This window comes from Prevotella sp. E13-27 (genome assembly GCF_023217965.1).
In the GTDB taxonomy this organism is placed as follows: Bacteria; Bacteroidota; Bacteroidia; order Bacteroidales; family Bacteroidaceae; genus Prevotella.
The window spans coordinates 268045-288832 of record NZ_JALPSC010000001.1 but is presented as its reverse complement, the minus strand read 5'-3'; the positions used below and the strand labels follow the sequence as shown (position 1 = coordinate 288832).

The window sequence follows — 20788 nt, the reverse complement described above, 5'->3', positions numbered from 1 at the left end:
TGCTGTATGTTTACATAATTGTTGTTAGCTTTGCAGCCGTTTAATGAAACGTGCAAAGCATTATGCAACAAGAAACATTTAAGAAACTCAACACTTGCATGGCGTGGCTTGTCTTTGCCATTGCCGCTATTGTCTATGGACTGACTGTGGAACCAACGGCCAGTCTGTGGGATTGTCCTGAATTCATTGCGTGTGGCTATAAGTTGGAGATTGGTCACCCGCCTGGCGCACCAGTCTTTATGTTAGTTGCCAACCTGTTCTCACAGCTGGCCAGTGATCCGTCTCATGTGGCGCTGATGGTCAATCTCCTGTCGGCACTGCTGAGTGCGGGCTGCATATTCTTCCTGTTTCTCACGGTGACTCACCTCGCCCGGAAACTGATTTGCACTATCAGTGATAGGGAGATGAGCATTTCGCAGGTCATCACTATTGAGGCGTGCGGCATGGTTGGCGCATTAGCCTACACCTTCAGCGACACGTTCTGGTTCTCGGCAGTCGAGGCAGAAGTTTATGCCTTCTCCAGTTTTCTGACAGCTCTGATGTTCTGGCTGATTCTGAAATGGGAGAACGAGATGGATAAGCCCGGCAGTACTCGATGGATTGTCCTGATTGCCTATATTACAGGATTGTCCATCGGTGTTCATCTGCTTTGTCTGCTCTGTCTGCCCGCCATGTCGTTTGTGGTCTATTTCCGTCGAGCAAAGCGGGTCACGTGGATGGGGATGCTGAAAGCACTCATCGCTGGCGGCTTGCTGGTAGCCGTCATCCTCTTTGGTCTCATCCCTGGCGTAGTGAAACTTGGCGGAGGGTTTGAACTGCTGTTTACCAATGTGCTGGGTTGCCCTTACAATACTGGACTCATTTGCTACATCTTACTGCTGACAGGAACAATCGTCATTGCCTATTATAAAGTGAAACAAAGAATCGTCAAGCTATCGTTGGCCTGCTTGCTCATGATGCTCATCGGCTATAGCAGCTATGGCGTCATCTTCTTCAGGGCCAATGCCCAAACGCCGATGTGTGAGAATGCGCCTGATAACATCTTCTCTTTGGGCAGCTATCTGAACCGCGAGCAATATGGCAAGACACCGCTGTTCTATGGTCCAGCGTATTGCAGTGAAATAGACCGTGTGGCAGAGGGAGAGTACCTGGTGCCGAGACAGAAGGAAGGCAAGGCCGTCTATCGCCCTGTGGCCGATTCCACGAAGCAGGAATACGAGGTGGTGCGCCATGATATTAATTATGTGTACAAGAATAATATGTACTTTCCTCGGATGCACTCCTCACGACATGCCAAGGCCTACGAGGACTGGCTCGGAAACGTCGAGAAAAAGGACGGCGTACCCACTACTGCCGAGAATCTGCGTTTCTTCCTATCCTACCAAGTCAACTTTATGTACTGGCGTTATTTCCTATGGAACTTTGTGGGGCGGCAGAACAACATTCAGGGGCACGGAGAGGTGGAACACGGCAACTGGATTACAGGATTCCGATGGATAGACGACTGGCTGTTAGGTTGCGACACGTCGAAGCTGCCGTCTGACTTGAAAGAGAACAAAGGGCGTAACGTGTTCTATGGATTACCGCTGATACTCGGACTGGTGGGAATGTTATGGCAATGGCGCAAGGGACGCGAAGGTAAACAACAGTTCCTGGTTGTCATGCTGCTGTTCCTGATGACGGGACTTGCCATCGTGGTCTATCTGAACCAGACGCCGCTCCAACCGCGTGAACGTGACTACGCCTATGCTGGTTCGTTCTATGCCTTTGCCATCTGGATAGGACTGGGAGTGGGAGGAATCTGGCAGACCTTCTCCCGACCCCTCCCTGTGAGGGAGGGGAGTAGTTACATCATCCGTTGTCATTTCGCTCAGAAGGTATATACTCCCCTCCATCACAGGGAGGGGTTGGGGGTGGGTCTGGCTCTGCTTGTTTCCATTGGCTGTCTTTTAATTCCCCTCCAGATGGCAAGCCAGACGTGGGATGACCATGACCGCTCTGGCCGTTATACCTGTCGTGACTTCGGTGCCAACTATCTCAACAGCATGCAACGAGAGGGACATCCCATCATCCTGACCAATGGCGATAACGACACATTCCCGCTTTGGTATAACCATGAGGTGGAAGGTGTGCGCACCGATACGCGCGTCGTTAATATGGAATACCTGCAGACTGACTGGTATATCGACCAGATGAAGCGTCAGGCTTATGACTCGCCACCCCTGCCCATCAGCCTGAGCCACGAAGACTACAAGGAGGGCCGGATGGAGTATATACCCATCGATACTGACAGCATCACCATTGGCCCAGCGACCATCTCGCTGAAGGGCAAGAAGGGTCTCTTCAAGAACGAGCTGATGGTGCTCGACATGCTGTTGCAGGCCAATTGGGAACGCCCCGTCTATATGTCCATCAGCATGGGTTCCGACATTCTGCCCTTCCTGCGCGACCATCTCGTACTCGAAGGACTTGCCTATCGCATTTCTCCAACGGCTACCACTCAGAGGATAGATGTGGAGAGGCTTTATGACAACATCATGCACCGCTTCCGCTATGGTGGTCTGAACACAAAGGGAATCTATGTGGATGAAGATGTCAAGCGTATGGCCAATGCACATCAGCTCATCATGGGTGTACTTATCGACTCTCTTCTTCAGCGTGGTGACTTGAAACGAGCCGTGAATGTATGTCATAAGTGGCAGAAGGAAATGCCGCAGGAGAACGTGCCCTATACAGAATACGCATTGTCGATGGCCCGTTGCTATTATATGGCACGTCAGCCTGAACATGGTGATGAGATTGTCAGCACCCTGCTGCGACGTTCTGACGAATGGCTCTCTTGGATAAACACCATTAAATCATCGCGTCGTGCCGGATCTCTTTATAACCGCTACACATGGATGCAGACCATGGAACAGGCACTTGTCGTAGCAGAACAATTTGAAAGAACCGAATTTATTCATCAATACATCAAGCAATATGAATACTACAACAAACAATATCAATAAAGCCAAACATTTGATACTCGCTGGCTTAACCGGAAAACGAATCCTCATCATTGCATGCGTCCTGATACTCATAGGTTATATCCTAATGTCTGGTTCAAGTAGTAACGAACAATCTTTCAACCCTGCCATCTTCTCAACCCGCAGAATTGTCATCGCCCCGATGCTATGCCTCGCGGGCTATCTGCTGATTATACTTGGGATTCTTAGGAAACGATGGTAAGTACGAGTCGCTCTAATAGTGATAAGAATAAACAGTTTTACCATCTATATAGTTCATTTTCTAGTAGGCAAGAATAACAAGCCACAGAAAATCACGCCAAAAACACGCCAAAAATATCGTGAACGTCAAAAAGAAAAGGTGGCCGATTGCTCGACCACCATACTTTACAACGTACTGACTGTCAGGAACTTATTGTCAGCTTGTTTTAAGCGGTCGCAGGGCCAACTCCTGCGATTGACAACCTTGCGTTGTCGGGATGAGGCGACTCGAACGCCCGACCCCTACGTCCCGAACGTAGTGCGCTACCAACTGCGCTACATCCCGATTGCCCGAAAGCGGATGCAAAGGTAGAAAAAAAATATGAATAAGTTATGTAGAGAGACTAATAATTTGTTTTCTTGTTCGTAAAAAAAGTTAAATTAGAGGCCTGTTTGTTGCAATATGTGCGGATTCTGATAATTATTTGCTACCTTTGCACCCGCAAAACGATGGTGCCTTAGCTCAGTTGGTAGAGCATCGGACTGAAAATCCGTGTGTCCCCGGTTCGATTCCTGGAGGTACCACAACATCAAAAGGTAGAGCGCTAATCTTCGTTACGAAGGTTGGCGCTTTTTTTGATTACCATTCTTTGTTGAAGTGTATTACTTTTTATTCTGTGACAATGGACTCTACGACAAGAACTATCGATGAACAGTATATGCGCCGCTGCCTTCAGTTGGCACGCAATGGTCAGCAGAACGCAAAACCAAATCCAATGGTAGGAGCAGTGATCGTTGCACCTCTCACCTCTCACCTCTCACCTCTCACCTCTAAAATAATCGGCGAGGGCTATCATGTGCGCTGCGGTCAGGGACATGCTGAGGTTAACGCCTTTGCATCGGTGCGTCCTGAAGATGAGCATCTGTTGTCGCAGTCAACCATCTATGTGTCGCTTGAGCCTTGCTCACATTACGGCAAGACACCGCCCTGCGCCGACCTTATTATAAAGAAAGGTGTGAAGCGCGTTGTCGTTGGTTGCATCGATGAGTTTGCTGAAGTGCAGGGCCGCGGAATAAAGAAACTGCGCGATGCTGGCATTGACGTTACCGTTGGCGTGCTGGAAGAAGAGTGTAAAGCCTTGAACCGTCGTTTCTTTACTTTCCACAGGCTGCATCGTCCATATATCATCTTGAAGTGGGCACAGACTGCTAATGGCCTGATTGATGATAACGGAAAGGCGCTGGCTATATCATCGGACTTCACCAAAATGCTGTCACATAAGCTCCGTGCTGAGGAAGATGCCATCCTCGTGGGGCGTGTGACCAATGAGCGTGAACATCCGCAGCTGAATGTGCGCAACTGGGTGGGTACTGATCCCAAGCGATTGGTTATTGACCGCCAGCATCCGTTGAATCTTGATGTGCTACATGCTCACGGCATACAGTCGCTAATTGTTGAAGGCGGGGCAAAGACGTTACAGTCATTCATAGATGATAACCTGTGGGATGAGCTTCGTGTTGAGACGGCTCCTTTTACCATTTGTAAGGGTACTCGCGCGCCGCAGATACCTTGTGGGGCATCGCTTTTCGACTCGTCATCATACGATGGCTATCTTGTTCAGCGCTTCCTGAACACCTTGCGTCCCTGACGAATGATTATTTCCTACCGAAGTCAGCAGGCACCTCGCCCCACTTCTGGGTCTCCCATTTTATGATTGGGTTGCGATAGTCGTGTGTGCGCAGCCAGTTCTCAGCACGCTGGATAATCTGGTATAGCTGCTCTGTCTGAGGCGTACGCTCTAACTTTGTCTTACATTGGCGTTTTGACACCCAGAGTATGGCGTTGTAGGAATCAGAGTAGATAGTCTTATCGTGCAGACCTTTCTGCCAACATAGGGCGAGTGCATGAACGATAGCAAGGAACTCACCTATGTTGTTCGTACCCTTCACCGGTCCGAAGTGAAACACCTGTGCACCTGTCTGCAAGTCTATAGCCTGATATTCCATAGGTCCAGGATTTCCGCTGCATGCGGCATCCACAGCCCATGCGTCGGCCTTCACTTCAAGGGGCAATGGCAACACTGTGTCGTGTCTGTAATCGGGAGGGTTCTGTATGTCGTTTGGCATGCTTACTCTTTAGCGTTTTCAAAAATTGTTTGCAAAATTAGGGATATTTTCTGAATCGTGCAAAGAATAACGATGTTATTTCCGTGTAGCGACCTACTTATATTAGGTGTAGTATGGTTTAGACTGACCTGTCACAATTTGCATGGAAGTAGTTAAATTATCGAAAAAAAAGTGTTGAGGCTTATGCCATAATACTTTTTTTACTATTTTTGCTACCGAATTACTTGTTTACTAATCAAACTAACAAACCTAAAGTATGAAAAATCTTAAGATGTACATCAATGGCCAGTTCTGCGAGAGCTCGAACGGCAAGTGGATTGACGTGTTAAACCCTTCAACAGAGGAAGTCATCTCTCGTCAACCAGAGGGAACCATTGAAGATGTTAATCGTGCCTTGGATGCAGCGCGTGCAGCTCAGAAGAGTTGGGCAAAGATACCCGCCATTGAGCGTGCACAGTACCTGTTGAAGTTTGCCGCTGGCATCAAGGCTCGTGAGCAGGAGTTTACCGAGATTATCATGCGCGAGCAAGGCAAGACTCGTACGTGGGCTTCCATTGAAGTTGGCGCAACCATTGCCTATTTCGAGTATATGGCTACCTTCGCTCGCCATATCGAGGGTGAGATAATCCCTTCGGACCGCCCCAACGAGACGATTTTGCTTACCAAGAAACCTATCGGCGTGGTGGCTGGCATCCTGCCATGGAATTTCCCATTCTTCCTCATTGCCCGTAAGGCAGGTGCTGCGCTGATTGCCGGTTGTACTATTGTTATTAAGCCATCTCAGTTGACACCTGAGAACTGTACTGAGTTTGCTAAGATTGTTGATGAGAGCGGACTGCCCGCTGGCGTCATTAATATCGTGACAGGTAAGGGCAGTGTTATCGGTAACGAGATGGCTGGCAGCCCGAAGATTGACATCGTCTCTGTGACAGGTTCCGTAGGTGCTGGCGAAAGTATCATGGCAGCTGCATCGAAGAACATCACTAAGGTGAGCCTCGAACTCGGTGGTAAGGCTCCTGCCATTGTTATGAAGGATGCCGACTTGGAGCGTGCTGCACAGTGGATTGTAGATAGCCGCATAGGTAACAATGGTCAGATTTGCAACAATGCTGAGCGTGTCTATGTACAGAAAGAGGTAAAAGAGGCATTTACCAAGATTCTTGTCGATAAGATGTCGAAGGTGAAGGTTGGTGATGTATGCAAAGATGAGACCGTCGATATGGGTCCGCTGGTCGAAGCTCGTGCTTTGGAGAGCGTCACCGAGAAGGTGGAACGTGCCATCAAACAGGGTGCCAAGCTACTCTGCGGCGGTCATAGGGTAGGAGAGAAGGGTTATTTCTATGCTGCTACCGTGCTCGATGACTGCCGTCAGGATATGGATATTATCCATGAGGAGACCTTTGGCCCTGTAATCCCATTGGTGACCTTCGAGACCCTCGATGAAGTTATTGGCTATGCCAACGACTGCGAGTATGGTCTTGCCAGCAGCATCTTCACTAAGGACCTTAATGTCGCCGTAAAGGCATGTCGTGAGCTGGAGTTCGGAGAAACTTATGTCAATCGCGAGCACTTCGAGGCCATCCAGGGTTTCCATGCCGGTGTGAAGAAGAGCGGTATTGGTGGTGCTGACGGCAAGCACGGTGTTGATGAGTATCTCGTGACCCACGTGACCTATCTGGATACTTACGAAGATATGTAAACGATGAAGATTGGACTATTTGTTCCCTGTTATGTCGATGCGCTCTACCCGGAGGTGGGCGTATCGACATATCGTCTGCTTAAGAGTCTGGGACTGGATGTGGATTATCCTGAGCGCCAGACCTGCTGCGGTCAGCCCATGGGTAATGCTGGATTCGAGCTCAAGGCACGTCCTTTGGCACAGAAGTTCGACGAGCTGTTTCGTGATTATGACTACGTGGTAGCTCCCTCAGCCAGCTGTGCTGCTTATGTGCGCTGTTTCCATCCGGGGCTGCTGGGAAAGAAGGCTGAGGAGTGTGAGGCTGCAGGCAAAACCACCGACCTTGTGGAGTTCTTGCACGACATTCTTCAAGTAAAGGAACTCCCAGCCCGTTTTTCCCATAAGGTGAGTGTCCACAATTCATGTCACGGTGTGCGTGAGCTGGGCCTTTCGTCGCCTTCAGAGCGCAATGTACCGCGATTCAATAAGATTGTTGACCTGCTTAAACTGGTTGATGGCATTGAGGTCGTGGAACCCGAGCGTCCTGACGAGTGCTGCGGCTTTGGCGGAATGTTTGCCGTTGAGGAACAGGCAGTCTCTACCCGAATGGGACAGGACAAGCTTCGCCGTCACATGGAAACTGGTGCAGAGTATATCACCGGACCTGACTCGTCGTGCCTTATGCATCTGCAGGGTGTTGCGCGTAAACTTGGGCAGGACATTCAATTCATTCATGTCGCACAAATATTATCTTCAGGACTATGAGTACCAAACATGCTAAGGCTGCCGAGCGGTATATGCAGAATGATGCCGTCGTGACGCGCCATGACCAGACTTTCTTCGGCGTACGTCAGAAGCGTGACCGTATGGCCCAAGCCCTGCCGGAATGGGAGGAGCTGCGCGAATTGGCCAGCCAGATAAAGAAACATACTGAGACCCACCTGGCTGACTATCTGGAAATGTTTGAGCGCAATGCCACCAACAATGGTGTACATGTTCACTGGGCTCAGGATGCTGACGAATACAACCGCATTGTCTATGCCATCCTCTCTGAACATGGTGTTAAAAAGGTGGTGAAGAGCAAGAGCATGCTTACCGAGGAGTGTCACCTGAATGCGCATCTTGAGGCTCAAGGTATCGACGTTGTGGAAACCGATCTTGGCGAACGTATCTTACAGATGATGGGACTGGCGCCAAGCCATATCGTAATGCCTGCCCTGCACGTACACCGTGAGGATATAGGCGACTGCTTCCGTAAGAAGATAAGTAACTTTGATGAGATAGCGGCCTCCTATACCACGCCCCATGAAGATCCCAACGACCCTACGTTCCTGACCTATGTGGCCCGTATGCACCTGCGCGAACAGTTTGCCGAGGCCGATGCCGGTATGACGGGTGCCAACTTCGGAATTGCCGAAACAGGCGATGTGGTGGTATGTACAAATGAGGGCAATGCCGACATGTCCACATCTATTCCAAAGTTACACATCGTGTCGATGGGTATTGAGAAACTTATCCCTAACTACCAGGCCATGGGCGTCTTTCAGCGATTTGTAGCCCGCTCTGGTACGGGGCAGGAGACCACCGTCTATACAAGCCATTTCCGCGGACCGCGTCCTGGCGGCGAGATGCATATAGTCCTGGTGGATAATGGGCGTAGCGATATTCTTGGCAACCCAGAGCATTGGCAGACGCTGAAGTGTATGCGCTGTGGTGCATGCATGAATACTTGTCCTGTTTACCGTCGGTCGGCAGGCTATAGCTACACCTACTTTATTCCAGGCCCGATAGGCATCAACCTCGGTATGCTGCGCGATAAGCACCAATACTACGATAATGTGTCGGCCTGTTCACTATGCTGCTCTTGTGATAATGTGTGTCCTGTGAAGGTTGATCTCTCCAGCCAGATATACCGCTGGCGTCAGGAGCTTGACAGTCTCGGCCATGCAGACCCAATGAAAAAAGCCATGTCAAATGGTATGTCGTTCCTCTTCAATCACCCCGCGCTCTATACCACGGCTCTGCGCTTGTCGCCCATGGTGAACTGGGTGCCTGGACCGCTGATAAATATGAAACTGAATCCATGGGCCTATGGCCACGAGATGATGACGTTCCCTAAGAAGTCATTTCATGAATTGTGGAAGAAGGAACTGAAGAACCAAAAGTAAAGCAACTGACAAGGAATAGCTATGAGTGCAAGAGAAAATATATTGAAGAGGCTTCGCGACAATACCCGCGAGACTTATGATATGCCTGCCATGAACGGGCTTAACCCCATCACGTTTGCAAATCCAGTGGCAGAATTCGTTGCAAAGACTACGACCACAGCAGGAGCTCGTATTCTGGAGATGAAGGAGGCTGACAATCTTAATGATTTGGTGCGTCAGGCTTATCCAGATGCTAAGATTATCGCCAGTAACCTTACTGACGTGGATGCACAGTTGAATCCCGACACGGTCGATGATGCACGTGAACTGATGACAGCCGACGTCGGCGTTGTCGAAGGGACTATTGGCGTGGCGGAGAATGCATGCATCTGGATTCCTCAACAGACAAAGGAAAAGTCAGTCTGCTTTGCCGTTCAGCAACTGGTCATTGTGTTGCGTCGTGATGCCATCGTGAACAACATGCATGAGGCTTATAGACTTATATCGGACTCTAAGGAGTATTTCAAAAAGTATCCTTTTGGTACGTTTATCAGTGGCCCCAGTAAGACTGCCGACATTGAATCGGCACTGGTCTATGGCGCACAGGCGGCCCGTGGAGTTACAGTTGTCTTAAAATAGAGTAGAGGAGTATTATTGTTTAGACTGAACTGTAAAATAGCATAAACTTAGTTGCGATATAGTTCTGAATATACTATTTTACAAACTCGTCGACTTTGATGACCAAACTCGTCGACTTTGGTCACCAAACTCGACGAGTTTGGTATTGGGCTTAGTCAGAATTGGATTACAGAACTGTCAGTAAAGGATTACAAAACAGGCAGAACAGAGTAAGGCCCTCATTATAGGTTTTTGATGGCAGTTTTTATTTGCGCCATGTTGCTGCGCGAGACGGGGATTGATTCGTGGCAGTGCTTGATAAGCAGTTGTGTGGAGCCGGAATGTGAGATGATCTGCTCTACCTGACCAAGGTTTATCAGGAAGGCGCGATGGCAACGGACTATCATCGGATAGTCCTGTAGCGTTTCTTCCATCTGTTTCATAGTGGCACGAAGCATATCAGAACGCGCTTGCCCGTCGCACAGATGACAAACCTTCACGTAGTTGCCCACAGCCTCAATATATAATAGGTGCGAAATCTGGAGCGTCACCGATTCGTTGGTCGTACCAGTGAGGGTAATCTCCTGCTGAAGGGGCTTTTCGCTTGACTGTTCCATTTCGTTCGAAGATGTATGCTCAGGGCCTTGCATCTTCTTCAGCTCCTCGTTTAGAAGTTTCGTCTCCTCCAGTTCCATCGCCAGATACTTGCTTCGGAACTTAAAACGCCAGTATAGACCGATGGCGAAGGAGAGGAAGGCGATGATGACCAGCGTCTCCAGATAGTTGCTCAGCGAGAGCCGGTTGCTCTCTACCAGACTGCTCATCACAAAGTGGCGATACAGACAGATAAACAGAGCCACCAGAGGTGTATTGATGAGCTGGAAGCGCAGATTGCGGCTGATGATATAGTTGATGCCGCGTTCGTAGGAGCGAGGCATATGTACAATGTATCGCAGAATGACCTCTGTGACGAAACAGCTGGACAAGCCTAACATGAAAAGGCTCAGCAGATGCAGATAGGACTGCCATTGGCCCGCTTCGAGTCCGAAGGGCTTGAAGATGGCAATCGCCAGTATCATGAAAGCGGTACTGATAGTCCTCGTCGTTATCGTTTCTATATGTCCCTGTTTCATATTTGTCGCAAAGGTTGGTAAAAGAAGTAATAGAATTACAGAATTATTGCCTTCGGGAAGTGCTCCAGTATGCGGTTTTTCACCTCGTCGGTCATCTTTCCTTCGATGCGAAGTCTGTCGATGGTCAGGCGGTAGAACCAATCTGGCAGCCCAACTTCGTCGGTGAAGACGAGCGTCAGACGCTTGATGTGCTCCAGACGGGAGAGAATCTCAGGCACCTCCCTTACACGGAGTTCGATACCCCAGTCCTCGTCCTTCTTCTTCATGTCGTTCAGCACGTCGTCGTCGCTTTCCGTCTGCCGCACCAGCCAGCCTATTTTCGGCGTGAGCGTGTTGGTGACGGTATCCTCTTCGGCACCGATGAATCCTGCCCAGAGTTCCATAGGTGTCTCGCTCTTGACGGTTCCCTGCGCCGGGTCGATAATGCGGTACTTGAAGCCTACGCGCACACGCTCCGACGGCATTTCTTCTGTATGGGCTATGCGGTCGAGCGTCCGTCCGTTCTCGTCGGGGAAGAGTTTCAGTAGCCAGCCGTCGAGTTCAGTAGGTTTGTCAGAGCTGCATCCTCCCCCCTGCATCGCGTCTGGACGATACTGCTTCACCATGCTCTTCCAGAACAATTGGTTTGGCTTACCCTCTGCGGCAACAACGAACTGCCTTAGGATATAATCCAGGCTCTTCGTCCACTGTTCGAGTCCGTATGCACTCAGCCGCCTGGTCTTGTCCATCACCTTTCGCCAGTCGTCAGGCGTTCCCTTCAGCGTGATGCTGGGGATGCCGCACGAAAGGTAGTAAACGATGTATTCGAAATAAGACTTCACGCTCTCCATCAGCGTAATCTGCGAGGCGACGCGCTCCACTTGGCTGGTCGTCGAGAAGTCGGCGGTGACGGTCTCGGCGATGTCGCCCTTGGTGTAGCGACCTATCTGTGAGGCAAAATCGTCTATCAGCTTAGGCCAGTCGGCATCGCCTGAGAGCAAATCCTTCTGCGTCTCGATGGCCAAGTCCATCTTTCCCGCGTGGCTGACCAGCTGCGGGCGCAGTGCCTCGGCATGGGCGTTGACGTAGCGGGCAAAGCCCTGGCTGATGAGCAGCCAAATCATGTCGGGCGACAGCGTTATCGACTTGTGGTTGGCGTATGCCTGCACGATGCACTGGTAGAAGGCATCCTTGCCCATGCTTTTCATACACTGGGCATCGGCAAAGCTGGTGGCTACGATACGGTAAGCCTCTTTGGGAATATTTTCTCCGTACAGTATGGAGTTTGCCAGCCTCTTGCCATCAAAAAGATATTTATTCGACTTTTCTATCGGCGCGAGATTCTCGTCGACCACGAACGTAATGCTGCCCTGCGTCTGGGCAACAGCTACGGTTGGCAGTAATATGAACGCTGCCGCCATCAGCAAGTTCCTTATATTATTCATTATCATATCGTCTGTTGCTTAGGTGATTTATACGCCGCTAAGTTACGAATAATTCCACAGAATGTTAGCAATCGGAGGGAATAATTGCAAAGTTTAACGCTACTGCGCTACCATACGTCACATTTCCATGCCGTTTATCCCAGAAATTTGGAGGGATAAGCAGTGCACCGTACCTTTGCACCCAGAAACATTTTTAAAATTTTTGAAGTTATGACACGAAGAACGATTATCGGTATTTTATTTGTTATGGCCGGTGCTTGGAAGCTGGTCAACATGTGGGGAATCATTGAGAACGACTGGTTGTGGCGCCAGCCTTGGACGACATACGTTGCCCCTGTTCTACTATTGTACGTGGGTGCGACCACCATCATTGATAGCTACCGCTGCGACCCCGATCAGTGGCTTCGTCGACCGCTGCCTATCGGCGAGGATGGCAAGCGCATCTGTTGCTCGGTCCACTATGGCGGTGATGAGTATGTCTATCGTGGTGAGGCGTTCCACGGTGCTCGTCTCGACGCCTTCTGTGGCGGCATCCGTATGGACCTGCGCGAGGCCGTCATCACCGAGGATGAGGAAATCGACGTCCACACCTTTTGTGGCGGCATCGAGCTCTTCGTGCCCACGACGGTCAATGTGGAGGTAAAAAGCCAAAGCTTTATCGGTGGTGTAGGCAATCATGCCACACGCAATGCCGACCCGAAAGCCCCCACTATCCACATCGTCGCCAGCAATTTCCTCGGCGGCGTGGATATCAAGAATTAACCATTCGTCACAGAAACATGCGGTTTATCCCAGAAATGATAAGAATTGCAACCTTACCGAGCCTTTCTGCCGTCAAAAGGACAAATGATTTAAAAAAGACAAATGATATGAAAAATGTAAGTTTAAGATTCGCAGCGCTGATGGCTGCAATGATGATGACGACGATGACGTCCGCACAACAGAATGATAGTCTGTCAACAGACACGACGATGTGGTTCAACCAGACTCATGAATTGAGTGGTGTGGTTGTAAAGGGACGCCTACCTAAGACACGTGTGAAGGGCGACGCCATGCGCACCACCGTCGCTGGTACGATACTGGAGAAAGCCGGAACCGTGAGCGATGCACTCTCGAAGATTCCGTCGCTTGAGGCTGAGCGCGATGGTGGCGTGAAGGTGCTGGGTCGAGGCGATGCCGAGGTTTACATCAATGGCCGAAGGGTGCAGGACATGAAGGAACTCTCGCGTCTGCGCTCCGACCAGATTCAGCACGTCGATGTGGTGCAGAACCCTGGTGCCCGCTATGCCGCCTCGACAAAAGCTGTCGTTCGTATCACGCTGAAAAAGGCGCAGGGTGAGGGTCTGAGTTTTCAGGATAACGCAGGTGGCATCTATAGGTATGGTCACACGCTGACCAACAACCTCGACGTGAACTATCGCACGGGTGGTCTCGACATTACCGCCTCGTTCTGGGCTGGTCGCTATGGTCACCACGAAGGCAGGCAGGATAATGACCTGACATACTATGCCGGTCCCGATTATGTTCTAGGCAAGACCACCCAGAACACGAAGAACATCTGGAAGGGATGGTCACCACAGTTGCAGGTGAACTACATGGTCAACGAGATACACAGTTTCGGTGCCTACTACAAGTACGACCGTCATCCCAGTGGTGAGCTGACTAGCAATTTCTTTACCGACTCCTATGAGAACAGCAAGTTCAAGGAGCATTCAGAGAGCCATATCTGGCAGGACGACAATTTCCGCAAGCACATCTTCAATGCCTATTACAATGGTAAGGTTGGCAAGTTGGGTATCGACCTGAACATTGATGGGCTCTTCGATAAGACAGAAACTCCAGGCAGCACCACAGAGCAGACAACAGCAGCTCCCTTGGCTGGTAGTTTGCCCGTCAGTACCGAGTCTCGCTTCATCGAGAGCAACACCAACAGCTCGAACAATTTCTGGGCCTCGAAGCTTATTTTCTCCTATCCTATCTGGAAGGGTAACCTCTCCCTTGGTGGCGAGTATTCCTACAACCATCGCACGGATGCCTACTCGTTTACATCTACAGAAGCCGTTCCCGTGAAGGCTACCGATACGGAGATTAAAGAAAAGTCTGCAGCAGCCTTTGTGGAGTACGGACGCCAGTTCGGTCGTCTCTTTGCTCAGGTGGGCATGCGCTATGAACACCTGCAGAACGACTACTACAACTTTGGCCAGCTGGAGAATGAGGTGTGCCGCGACTATGGCGACTGGTTCCCCACTGCCACGCTCTCCATGCCTGTTGGCAAGATGCAACTGTCGCTGTCGTATCGTCATGATATCGAGCGTCCAAGCTATTCAAACCTTACCAGTTCGACCATATATCTGAATCGCTATGCCTACCAGAGCGGCAACCCATATCTGAAACCAACCTACACGCACAGTCTCGCGTTGAATGCTGCTTACCAGTGGGCCAACCTGACCATCAACTACGGACGCATCAAGGATGTTGTCACTATGTCCACGGAGCCTTATCCAGGTTCTACCGACCCGCTCGTCAGTCTGATACGTCCTATCAATAGTACTGAAGACTACGACCAGCTGTCGTTCAGTCTGTCAGCCCGTCCAACTATCGGCAAGTGGCACCCGATGTGGTATGTTTATTCTATTTTCCAGAACTATAAAACACCGACTATCGATGGTACGTTGAAAACACTCAACCGCCCCTATCTGACCCTTGCATGGAATAACGACATTGAACTGCCACACGCTTTCCGCCTGATGGCCAATATGCAATGGTCTACGAAGGGCGACTATAACAACAATCGCATCACCTGCCAGCGTTTCAACACCACGCTGGGCGTGCAGCGCGACTTCCGCATGGGACGTATGGGTTCATTGACAGCCGATGTGCGTTGCTACGATGTCTTCAATACTGATAAGACCGATGCTATCATTTACGGTATTCGCGAGTTGACCACCTGCGGTCCTGCTCGTCGCACCTTCATGCTCGACCTCACCTGGAAGTTCAACGAAGCCCGCTCGAAGTATCGTGGCTCTGGTGCCGGCGAGAAGCAGAAGGCGAGGATGTAAATGGCAAATTTGGAGTATTCCGCAACATTATGTAACTTTGCAGTTGAAAACCATCTAACTAACGAAGAAATATTTAAATACAACTATGATTATCCGTTTAGAACACCCCAAAGACTATCGTGAGGTGGAGAACCTGACGCGAGAGGCATTTTGGAACGTCTACCGTTCTGGATGCACGGAACATTACGTGCTCAATCAGTATAGAACTAACCCCGACTTCATCCCAGAGTTGGACTTTGTGATGGAGGATAGTTATAAGATTATCGGCCATGTGATGTTCTCCAAGGCAGAGATTATGCTTGACGACGGAACGGTGTTCCCTTCGTGGACTTTCGGTCCCATCAGCATTCATCCAGACTACAAACGTAAGGGCTATGGCTTGAAGCTGTTGCAATATGCAATTGAGAAAGCCAAAGGAATGGGAATCGGCCTTCTGCAGATGGAGGGAAATATCGAGTTCTACAAACATGCAGGCTTCGACCTTGCCAGCAAGATGAACATTCACTATCATGCAGAACCTCGCGATGCAGAAGTGCCTTACTTCCTTGCCCAAGAACTGATACCTGGCTATTGGGGTGATCGTGAGGGAACTTACTGTCCACCCAAGGGTTATTTCGTAGCCGATGAGAATTCAGAGGCTTTTGAGGCTTACGAGGCCACCTTCCCCAAAAAGGAGAAAGCATTCCAAGAAGGCCAACTCCCTCAGTTCTGTCAGAGCTGCGGCATGCCGTTGACCCGTATCGAGGACTGTGGCACCAATGTGGACGGCAGCACGAACTTTGACTACTGCCAATACTGCTACAGGGACGGCAAATTCCTACAGGAGTGTACAATGGACGAGATGATTGAGCATTGCGCTCAGTTTGTGAATGAAGTTAACAAGCAGATGCCAAAGCCCATGACCAAGGAAGAGTATAAGCAGATGATGCGTGGATTCTTTCCGATACTGAAACGCTGGAAAAAATAATCAGATTACGACTCGGAGCACTGACGCGCATGGCCATTATCACCATCGTTGTGCTCTATAGTCTTCGTACGCTGGCTGGAGGCATTAGCTGCATCTATGATTTCAAATGGCTGCAATTTATTTCATCTCTCATCCCCGCCATTATTGCATGGTGCTACTGGCCGGGAGTAAAAGAAAGAACAACGATGTGTTAAATCCATGTTAAAATCTTCATTTCCCTTGACTCGTCCCTAAGGTCATTCCTTAACTTCGCAGTCGCTTAGCAAAAAACGATCGCGCGATATGAGTAAGAAAACAAGGTTAAAAATCGGAGAGTTCTCCCAGTTGATGCAGGTGACTGTAAAGACCCTGCGTCACTACGAACAGAAGGGACTGCTCGCGCCTGACGAGGTGGACGAGTGGACTGGCTACCGCTATTACAGCATCGACCAGATGCAACAGTTGAAGGACATTCGCGACCTGAAACGGCTCGGCTTCTCGCTGGACGAAATCAAGGACCTATTCGACGATGGTTCGCACACGCCAACCATCCGCCAGATGACCGAGAAGATCAGGGAAACGGAAGCACAACTGAAGGCACTGATAGCCCGTCGCAACCAGCTGCTCAACTGGAGGAACGCTCGCAAAGATATGAAGACAATGGAAAAATTTAGCATTCAATCGCTGCCCGAAATCATCGTGGCAAGCCATCGTGAAATCGTCCCCGACTACGCCGCACTCGGCCCGCTGTGTGTCGAGAAAATCGGCCCCGAAATGCAGCGTCTCGGCTGCAAGTGTCCACCGCCGGGCTACTGCTTCACCATCGAGCATAACAAGGAGTACACGCCAACAGACATCGATATCGAGTATTGCGAACAGGTGGAGGAAATGGGCCTGGATAGTGCCATCATCCAGTTCAAGCGACTGCCCGCCGTACCACGCGCACTCTGTATGAAGCATGTCGGCCCTTACGAGCGATTTTACGAATCGTTCACCGAGGCATTCCAATACATCGAGGAGCACGGCTACAAGGTCGCAGGACAGCACCGTACATGCTACATCGACGGAGCCTGGAACCAAGAAGATTCAGAGAAATGGCTGTCGGTGATTCAGATACCAATAGAGTAATAATCCGTCCTAATCGTCCCATATCGTTTGGGGCGGTCAGAAAAAAAATAGCGACAGAGTCGCCTGCATCCGCTATATCCGCGAAAACGGAGAGGATGCCTTTGCGGAGAAGATGGCAAAGGAGAAACAGATGACGATGAAAAGGAATAGGTAATTATGAAAATATTAAGAAAGATGAAACACGAGATTATTACATTAGCCGATGTGCAGATTATCGGCATGGCCAAGGAAATTGCATTCTGCAAGGGTCAGGAAGAGTGCCCAAAGTTCTGGGGCGAGTATGTGGAAAGAATCATCAAGCCTGTGTTTATGGAGCACAAGACGCCAGATGCATTTCAGCAGGCGGCCATTGACAACGGCGTCGGCGAGTTCGGACTTTGTACCTGCGACATCCCTAACCACAACTGCATGACCTGTGCAGAAGTGAATTTTGGTGCTTGCAGCAGCAAGACCTTCACCTACGTGATTGGTGGCATCTACAAGGGTGGCAGCGTGCCTGAGGGTATGCAACTCTTTCCTATCCGCAATGGTAAGTGGCTGAAGGTTCATTTCGAGGGCGGCATGAAAGCATTCCAGCAGCAGTATCAGAAGTTCTATAAGGAGTGGCTGCCCCAGCACCCGGAATTCCGTTGTCCCAACAACGCCATGACGATGGAATGGTACAATGGCACCAACATTGAATCACCCGATTACCAGTGCGGCGTGATGATACCCATAGAAGAGAAAAGATGAAACAGGAAATCGATCCCAAGGACACTAGTCGGGCGCAGGCATTCGAACTGTGGATGAAATCGCTCATGCCGATGGTGACGCTCACGAAGACGTTCGATGTGACGCGACTTCGTAAGGTAAGTCGGCGGCGAGGGGTAAAGTTCAATATGCTCCTATGCTGGTGCATCGGCAAAGTTGCCAGTCGGATGGACGAGTTCTATTTGCTGCCTGAGCAAGGGAAACTGTATAAGTACGATCGCCTTGCCATCAACGTGATAGTGAACAACAAAGAAGGCGGCATCAACTCGTGCGACATCTTATATACAGATGATTTGGAGCAGTTCGGCCAAGACTATACGAATCTGACACAGGCGGCCAGCGCGTCCTGCCAGAGCTCCTTCGTAGATGATGCGATGGTGATAGGCACATCGGCGATGACTGCCACCGAACTCGACTGCATCGTCAACCAATACACCGACCAATTCTGCAATCCGATGGTGATGTGGGGTCGCTACCGCAAGGGCTGGCTGAGGACAACCTTGCCCATTTCCTTCCAGTTTCACCATGTTCAGATGGATGGCGGACATGCCGCCCGCTTCCTTGATAAACTCCAAAAGACAATAAACACTATATGAATGAAATGATTGCATGCTATAGAGAAGAAGCCATCGAATGTGTAAAAGATTATGTTCTCCAGATACATAAGCAAATATATGCCAAGTATAATGGGGATTTTGACAGAATCTATACGGAAGGGTACAACAGCAAGTCCTATACGGGTAGGGTGATTGAGCCAGGAAAGATTTATGAACTGAGTTATCTGGAATGTACGTGCCCTAAAGTTAAATGTGGGCTGAGAAACCATCCGCAGCAATGTGAGTGCTCACGACAGAGCATTTTATATATCTTGTCGCAACTAGAACCGGACAGCCATTTCGAGGTTCGGATTGAGAATACAATTCTCAGGGGAAACGACCATTGTACTTTCCGAATAACAAGACATGAAGGTATTTATTAAAGGAGAAAATGCTGGAAACAGAAAGGATATTACTGCGCCCTTGGTGCGACAGCGATGCGGAAGTGCTGTATAAGTGGGCTTCTGATCCTGATGTGGGGCCTCGTGCAGGATGGGCACCGCATCAGAGTGTAGAGGAGAGTCTGGAGATTATCCGCACAGTGTTTAATTATGCCTTGCACACATGGGCTATCGAGTTGAAGGAAACTGGTCAGCCGATTGGCGCTATGGGCTACGGCCCATCTTGCGAGTGCGACTTACCTGCTCGTGAGGGTGAGCCGCTCATCGGCTATTGGGTGGCTAAGCCCTATTGGAATAAGGGCATCTGTACAGAGGCACTGCGCCTGATGTTAGACCACATCAGAGAAACAACGGACATCAAATCGCTCATCAGTGGCCACTTCGTAGACAATCCTGCCTCAGGCCGAGTGATGGAGAAGTGTGGCTTCGTTCCAACTGGCGAAACCTGCATCGACGCGAACCAGTATCAAGGTGCGAACAGACCTATCAGAGTGTTGAGATTAGAAATGCAAGACACAGAGTGAGAATATGGCGATAACGAGCGAGAGACTGAGACAGACATTTAGCGAGGGCGGTGCGCAGGAAATATATCAGGAGGTCAGGGCTGAGGGAGATTTTCTCGACTTTGCACGACGGTATGCTTTTGATTCGGACTATCGTGTGGCGAGAAGTGCCTTGTGGGGACTGACAAAGGCTACGAACGAAGAACTGTCGGCATTACAGGTTATACAAAATGAACTGATAGACCTGGCTATGCAGACGGAGAACTCATCTGTCAGACGACTGACGCTGAACATCATCGAGCGACTGACGTTAGAAGAAGACAATCTGCGGACGGACTTTCTTGATTTCTGTTTCGAGCACATGGTCAGCGTCGAGGAGTTCCCTGGCATCCAGACACTCTGTATGAAACTCGCCTATCGCATGTGTACCTTCTATCTAGAACTTATGGACGAACTAAAACGCACCCTCGAAGCTATGGAGATAGACTATTACAAGCCCGCCGTAAAATGTCTGCGCAAAAGGATTCTCAGTGGTAAGTTCCGTTAAAATGAAAGGGAATGAAACTGTTGCCGAACATCATAACTTTACTCAGGATTGCCGGCTCTTTAGGTCTGCTCCTTTGTGATGTGACGGGTGTGGCATATTGGATAATCTATGGTCTCTGCGGCATCAGCGACATAGCCGACGGATGGCTGGCCCGGAAACTAAAGTGCGTTACCAAGAAGGGAGCGTTGCTGGATAGCTTGGCTGACATCTGCTTCGTAGCGTGTTGTACTTGGAAGCTCTTGCCGATAGTCGAACTGCCACAATGGCTATGGCTGTGGGCAGGAGTAATTGTCGCGATTAAAATCGTGAATCAAATATCAGCCCTCGTGATGTACGGGCATTGCAGCTTCCCTCACACCCAAGCGAACAAGGCAACTGGATTCCTGCTGTTCATTGCAGCCCCCATGACAGTATGGTCAATCATCCCCATCACTATTGTAGCCGCTATCGCCACATTCGCTGCTATACATGAGGGGCATTATATAAGAACAAAAAAGATAAATAATGAATAAGATGATTGCTTGC

The 20788-nt window shown here is 49.8% G+C and carries 18 protein-coding genes, 2 tRNA genes and 2 pseudogenes; 18 read left to right on the top strand and 4 right to left on the bottom strand.

Annotated elements, in window-relative coordinates; translation table 11 throughout:
* Positions 1–62: 62 nt before the first annotated feature.
* Together M1L52_RS01255 and M1L52_RS01250 are read left to right on the top strand one after the other, a co-directional pair.
* On the top strand, positions 63–3008 hold the full coding sequence (locus M1L52_RS01255) for a DUF2723 domain-containing protein (RefSeq protein WP_248613006.1): 2946 nt from the start codon (positions 63–65) through the stop codon (positions 3006–3008).
* The gene (locus M1L52_RS01250; protein ID WP_248613005.1) at positions 2980–3228 is read left to right on the top strand and encodes a DUF3098 domain-containing protein; all 249 of its coding nucleotides are present in this window, start codon (positions 2980–2982) and stop codon (positions 3226–3228) included. The genes M1L52_RS01255 and M1L52_RS01250 overlap by 29 nt, the downstream gene beginning before the upstream one ends.
* 251 nt (positions 3229–3479) lie before the next feature.
* Here the strand turns inward: M1L52_RS01250 and M1L52_RS01245 are convergent.
* Positions 3480–3552, bottom strand: a tRNA-Pro gene (locus tag M1L52_RS01245).
* A gap of 166 nt (positions 3553–3718) precedes the next feature.
* Here M1L52_RS01245 and M1L52_RS01240 point away from each other — a divergent pair.
* Positions 3719–3791: transfer RNA gene (locus tag M1L52_RS01240), tRNA-Phe, on the top strand.
* 98 nt (positions 3792–3889) lie between these two features.
* On the top strand, positions 3890–4855 hold the full coding sequence (gene ribD, locus M1L52_RS01235; RefSeq protein WP_248613004.1) for a bifunctional diaminohydroxyphosphoribosylaminopyrimidine deaminase/5-amino-6-(5-phosphoribosylamino)uracil reductase RibD: 966 nt from the start codon (positions 3890–3892) through the stop codon (positions 4853–4855).
* 7 nt (positions 4856–4862) lie between these two features.
* On the opposite strand, the gene M1L52_RS01230 is transcribed toward ribD, so the two are convergent.
* Positions 4863–5333, bottom strand: coding sequence for an RNase H family protein (locus M1L52_RS01230; protein ID WP_248613003.1), 471 nt, complete (start codon positions 5331–5333; stop codon positions 4863–4865).
* A 256-nt stretch (positions 5334–5589) separates the two neighbouring features.
* Between M1L52_RS01230 and aldA the strand changes: the two genes are divergently transcribed.
* From aldA to M1L52_RS01210, 4 genes are read left to right on the top strand one after another with little or no spacing between them, the layout of a single operon-like run.
* The gene (aldA, locus tag M1L52_RS01225) at positions 5590–7032 is read left to right on the top strand and encodes an aldehyde dehydrogenase (protein ID WP_248613002.1); all 1443 of its coding nucleotides are present in this window, start codon (positions 5590–5592) and stop codon (positions 7030–7032) included.
* Positions 7033–7035: 3 nt separating this feature from the next.
* Complete coding sequence (locus tag M1L52_RS01220; protein WP_248613001.1) at positions 7036–7776, top strand: (Fe-S)-binding protein; 741 nt, start codon at positions 7036–7038, stop codon at positions 7774–7776.
* Entirely contained in the window at positions 7773–9179 is a 1407-nt protein-coding gene (locus tag M1L52_RS01215) for a lactate utilization protein B (RefSeq protein WP_248613000.1), read from the top strand. The genes M1L52_RS01220 and M1L52_RS01215 overlap by 4 nt, the downstream gene beginning before the upstream one ends.
* Before the next feature lie 21 nt (positions 9180–9200).
* Complete coding sequence (locus M1L52_RS01210) at positions 9201–9797, top strand: lactate utilization protein C (protein ID WP_248612999.1); 597 nt, start codon at positions 9201–9203, stop codon at positions 9795–9797.
* 221 nt (positions 9798–10018) lie between these two features.
* On the opposite strand, the gene M1L52_RS01205 is transcribed toward M1L52_RS01210, so the two are convergent.
* Together M1L52_RS01205 and M1L52_RS01200 are read right to left on the bottom strand one after the other, a co-directional pair.
* The gene (locus tag M1L52_RS01205; RefSeq protein ID WP_248612998.1) at positions 10019–10909 is read right to left on the bottom strand and encodes a LytR/AlgR family response regulator transcription factor; all 891 of its coding nucleotides are present in this window, start codon (positions 10907–10909) and stop codon (positions 10019–10021) included.
* A gap of 35 nt (positions 10910–10944) precedes the next feature.
* Entirely contained in the window at positions 10945–12339 is a 1395-nt protein-coding gene (locus M1L52_RS01200; RefSeq protein WP_248612997.1) for a DUF4419 domain-containing protein, read from the bottom strand.
* A 204-nt stretch (positions 12340–12543) separates the two neighbouring features.
* On the opposite strand from M1L52_RS01200, the gene M1L52_RS01195 reads away from it, so the two are divergent.
* The 10 genes and pseudogenes from M1L52_RS01195 (at position 12544) to M1L52_RS01150 (ending at position 20775) form a co-directional block, all read left to right on the top strand.
* Positions 12544–13095, top strand: coding sequence for a LiaF domain-containing protein (locus tag M1L52_RS01195; protein ID WP_248612996.1), 552 nt, complete (start codon positions 12544–12546; stop codon positions 13093–13095).
* A 107-nt stretch (positions 13096–13202) separates the two neighbouring features.
* The gene (locus tag M1L52_RS01190; protein WP_248612995.1) at positions 13203–15392 is read left to right on the top strand and encodes an outer membrane beta-barrel family protein; all 2190 of its coding nucleotides are present in this window, start codon (positions 13203–13205) and stop codon (positions 15390–15392) included.
* Between the two features lie 85 nt (positions 15393–15477).
* A pseudogene (locus M1L52_RS01185) lies at positions 15478–15864 on the top strand (GNAT family N-acetyltransferase); the annotation flags it as partial.
* Positions 15865–16095: 231 nt separating this feature from the next.
* A pseudogene (locus M1L52_RS01180) lies at positions 16096–16359 on the top strand (zinc ribbon domain-containing protein); the annotation flags it as partial.
* Between the two features lie 282 nt (positions 16360–16641).
* Positions 16642–17466: a MerR family transcriptional regulator gene (locus tag M1L52_RS01175; RefSeq protein ID WP_248612994.1), complete on the top strand. Its 825-nt coding sequence runs from the start codon at positions 16642–16644 to the stop codon at positions 17464–17466.
* A 156-nt stretch (positions 17467–17622) separates the two neighbouring features.
* Positions 17623–18198, top strand: a complete 576-nt coding sequence (locus M1L52_RS01170) for a GyrI-like domain-containing protein (protein WP_248612993.1) — start codon at positions 17623–17625, stop codon at positions 18196–18198.
* A complete protein-coding gene (locus tag M1L52_RS01165; RefSeq protein ID WP_248612992.1) occupies positions 18195–18812 on the top strand; it encodes a CatA-like O-acetyltransferase, family 2 in 618 nt (205 codons plus the stop codon). The genes M1L52_RS01170 and M1L52_RS01165 overlap by 4 nt, the downstream gene beginning before the upstream one ends.
* 391 nt (positions 18813–19203) lie before the next feature.
* Positions 19204–19737, top strand: a complete 534-nt coding sequence (locus M1L52_RS01160) for a GNAT family N-acetyltransferase (protein WP_248612991.1) — start codon at positions 19204–19206, stop codon at positions 19735–19737.
* Between the two features lie 4 nt (positions 19738–19741).
* Positions 19742–20263 carry a hypothetical protein gene (locus tag M1L52_RS01155; protein WP_248612990.1) on the top strand — a complete coding sequence of 174 codons (522 nt, stop codon included), beginning with the start codon at positions 19742–19744 and terminating at the stop codon, positions 20261–20263.
* A gap of 11 nt (positions 20264–20274) precedes the next feature.
* Positions 20275–20775, top strand: coding sequence for a CDP-alcohol phosphatidyltransferase family protein (locus tag M1L52_RS01150; RefSeq protein WP_248612989.1), 501 nt, complete (start codon positions 20275–20277; stop codon positions 20773–20775).
* Positions 20776–20788: the final 13 nt, after the last annotated feature.

Bases quoted from the DNA above. Each gene is read 5' to 3' on its own strand.
- M1L52_RS01255 (WP_248613006.1), top strand. From the start codon at position 63: ATGCAACAAGAAACATTTAAGAAACTCAACACTTGCATGGCGTGGCTT.
- M1L52_RS01250 (WP_248613005.1), top strand. From the start codon at position 2,980: ATGAATACTACAACAAACAATATCAATAAAGCCAAACATTTGATACTC.
- ribD (WP_248613004.1), top strand. From the start codon at position 3,890: ATGGACTCTACGACAAGAACTATCGATGAACAGTATATGCGCCGCTGC.
- M1L52_RS01230 (WP_248613003.1), bottom strand. From the start codon at position 5,333: ATGCCAAACGACATACAGAACCCTCCCGATTACAGACACGACACAGTG.
- aldA (WP_248613002.1), top strand. From the start codon at position 5,590: ATGAAAAATCTTAAGATGTACATCAATGGCCAGTTCTGCGAGAGCTCG.
- M1L52_RS01220 (WP_248613001.1), top strand. From the start codon at position 7,036: ATGAAGATTGGACTATTTGTTCCCTGTTATGTCGATGCGCTCTACCCG.
- M1L52_RS01215 (WP_248613000.1), top strand. From the start codon at position 7,773: ATGAGTACCAAACATGCTAAGGCTGCCGAGCGGTATATGCAGAATGAT.
- M1L52_RS01210 (WP_248612999.1), top strand. From the start codon at position 9,201: ATGAGTGCAAGAGAAAATATATTGAAGAGGCTTCGCGACAATACCCGC.
- M1L52_RS01205 (WP_248612998.1), bottom strand. From the start codon at position 10,909: ATGAAACAGGGACATATAGAAACGATAACGACGAGGACTATCAGTACC.
- M1L52_RS01200 (WP_248612997.1), bottom strand. From the start codon at position 12,339: ATGATAATGAATAATATAAGGAACTTGCTGATGGCGGCAGCGTTCATA.
- M1L52_RS01195 (WP_248612996.1), top strand. From the start codon at position 12,544: ATGACACGAAGAACGATTATCGGTATTTTATTTGTTATGGCCGGTGCT.
- M1L52_RS01190 (WP_248612995.1), top strand. From the start codon at position 13,203: ATGAAAAATGTAAGTTTAAGATTCGCAGCGCTGATGGCTGCAATGATG.
- M1L52_RS01175 (WP_248612994.1), top strand. From the start codon at position 16,642: ATGAGTAAGAAAACAAGGTTAAAAATCGGAGAGTTCTCCCAGTTGATG.
- M1L52_RS01170 (WP_248612993.1), top strand. From the start codon at position 17,623: ATGAAAATATTAAGAAAGATGAAACACGAGATTATTACATTAGCCGAT.
- M1L52_RS01165 (WP_248612992.1), top strand. From the start codon at position 18,195: ATGAAACAGGAAATCGATCCCAAGGACACTAGTCGGGCGCAGGCATTC.
- M1L52_RS01160 (WP_248612991.1), top strand. From the start codon at position 19,204: ATGCTGGAAACAGAAAGGATATTACTGCGCCCTTGGTGCGACAGCGAT.
- M1L52_RS01155 (WP_248612990.1), top strand. From the start codon at position 19,742: ATGGCGATAACGAGCGAGAGACTGAGACAGACATTTAGCGAGGGCGGT.
- M1L52_RS01150 (WP_248612989.1), top strand. From the start codon at position 20,275: ATGAAACTGTTGCCGAACATCATAACTTTACTCAGGATTGCCGGCTCT.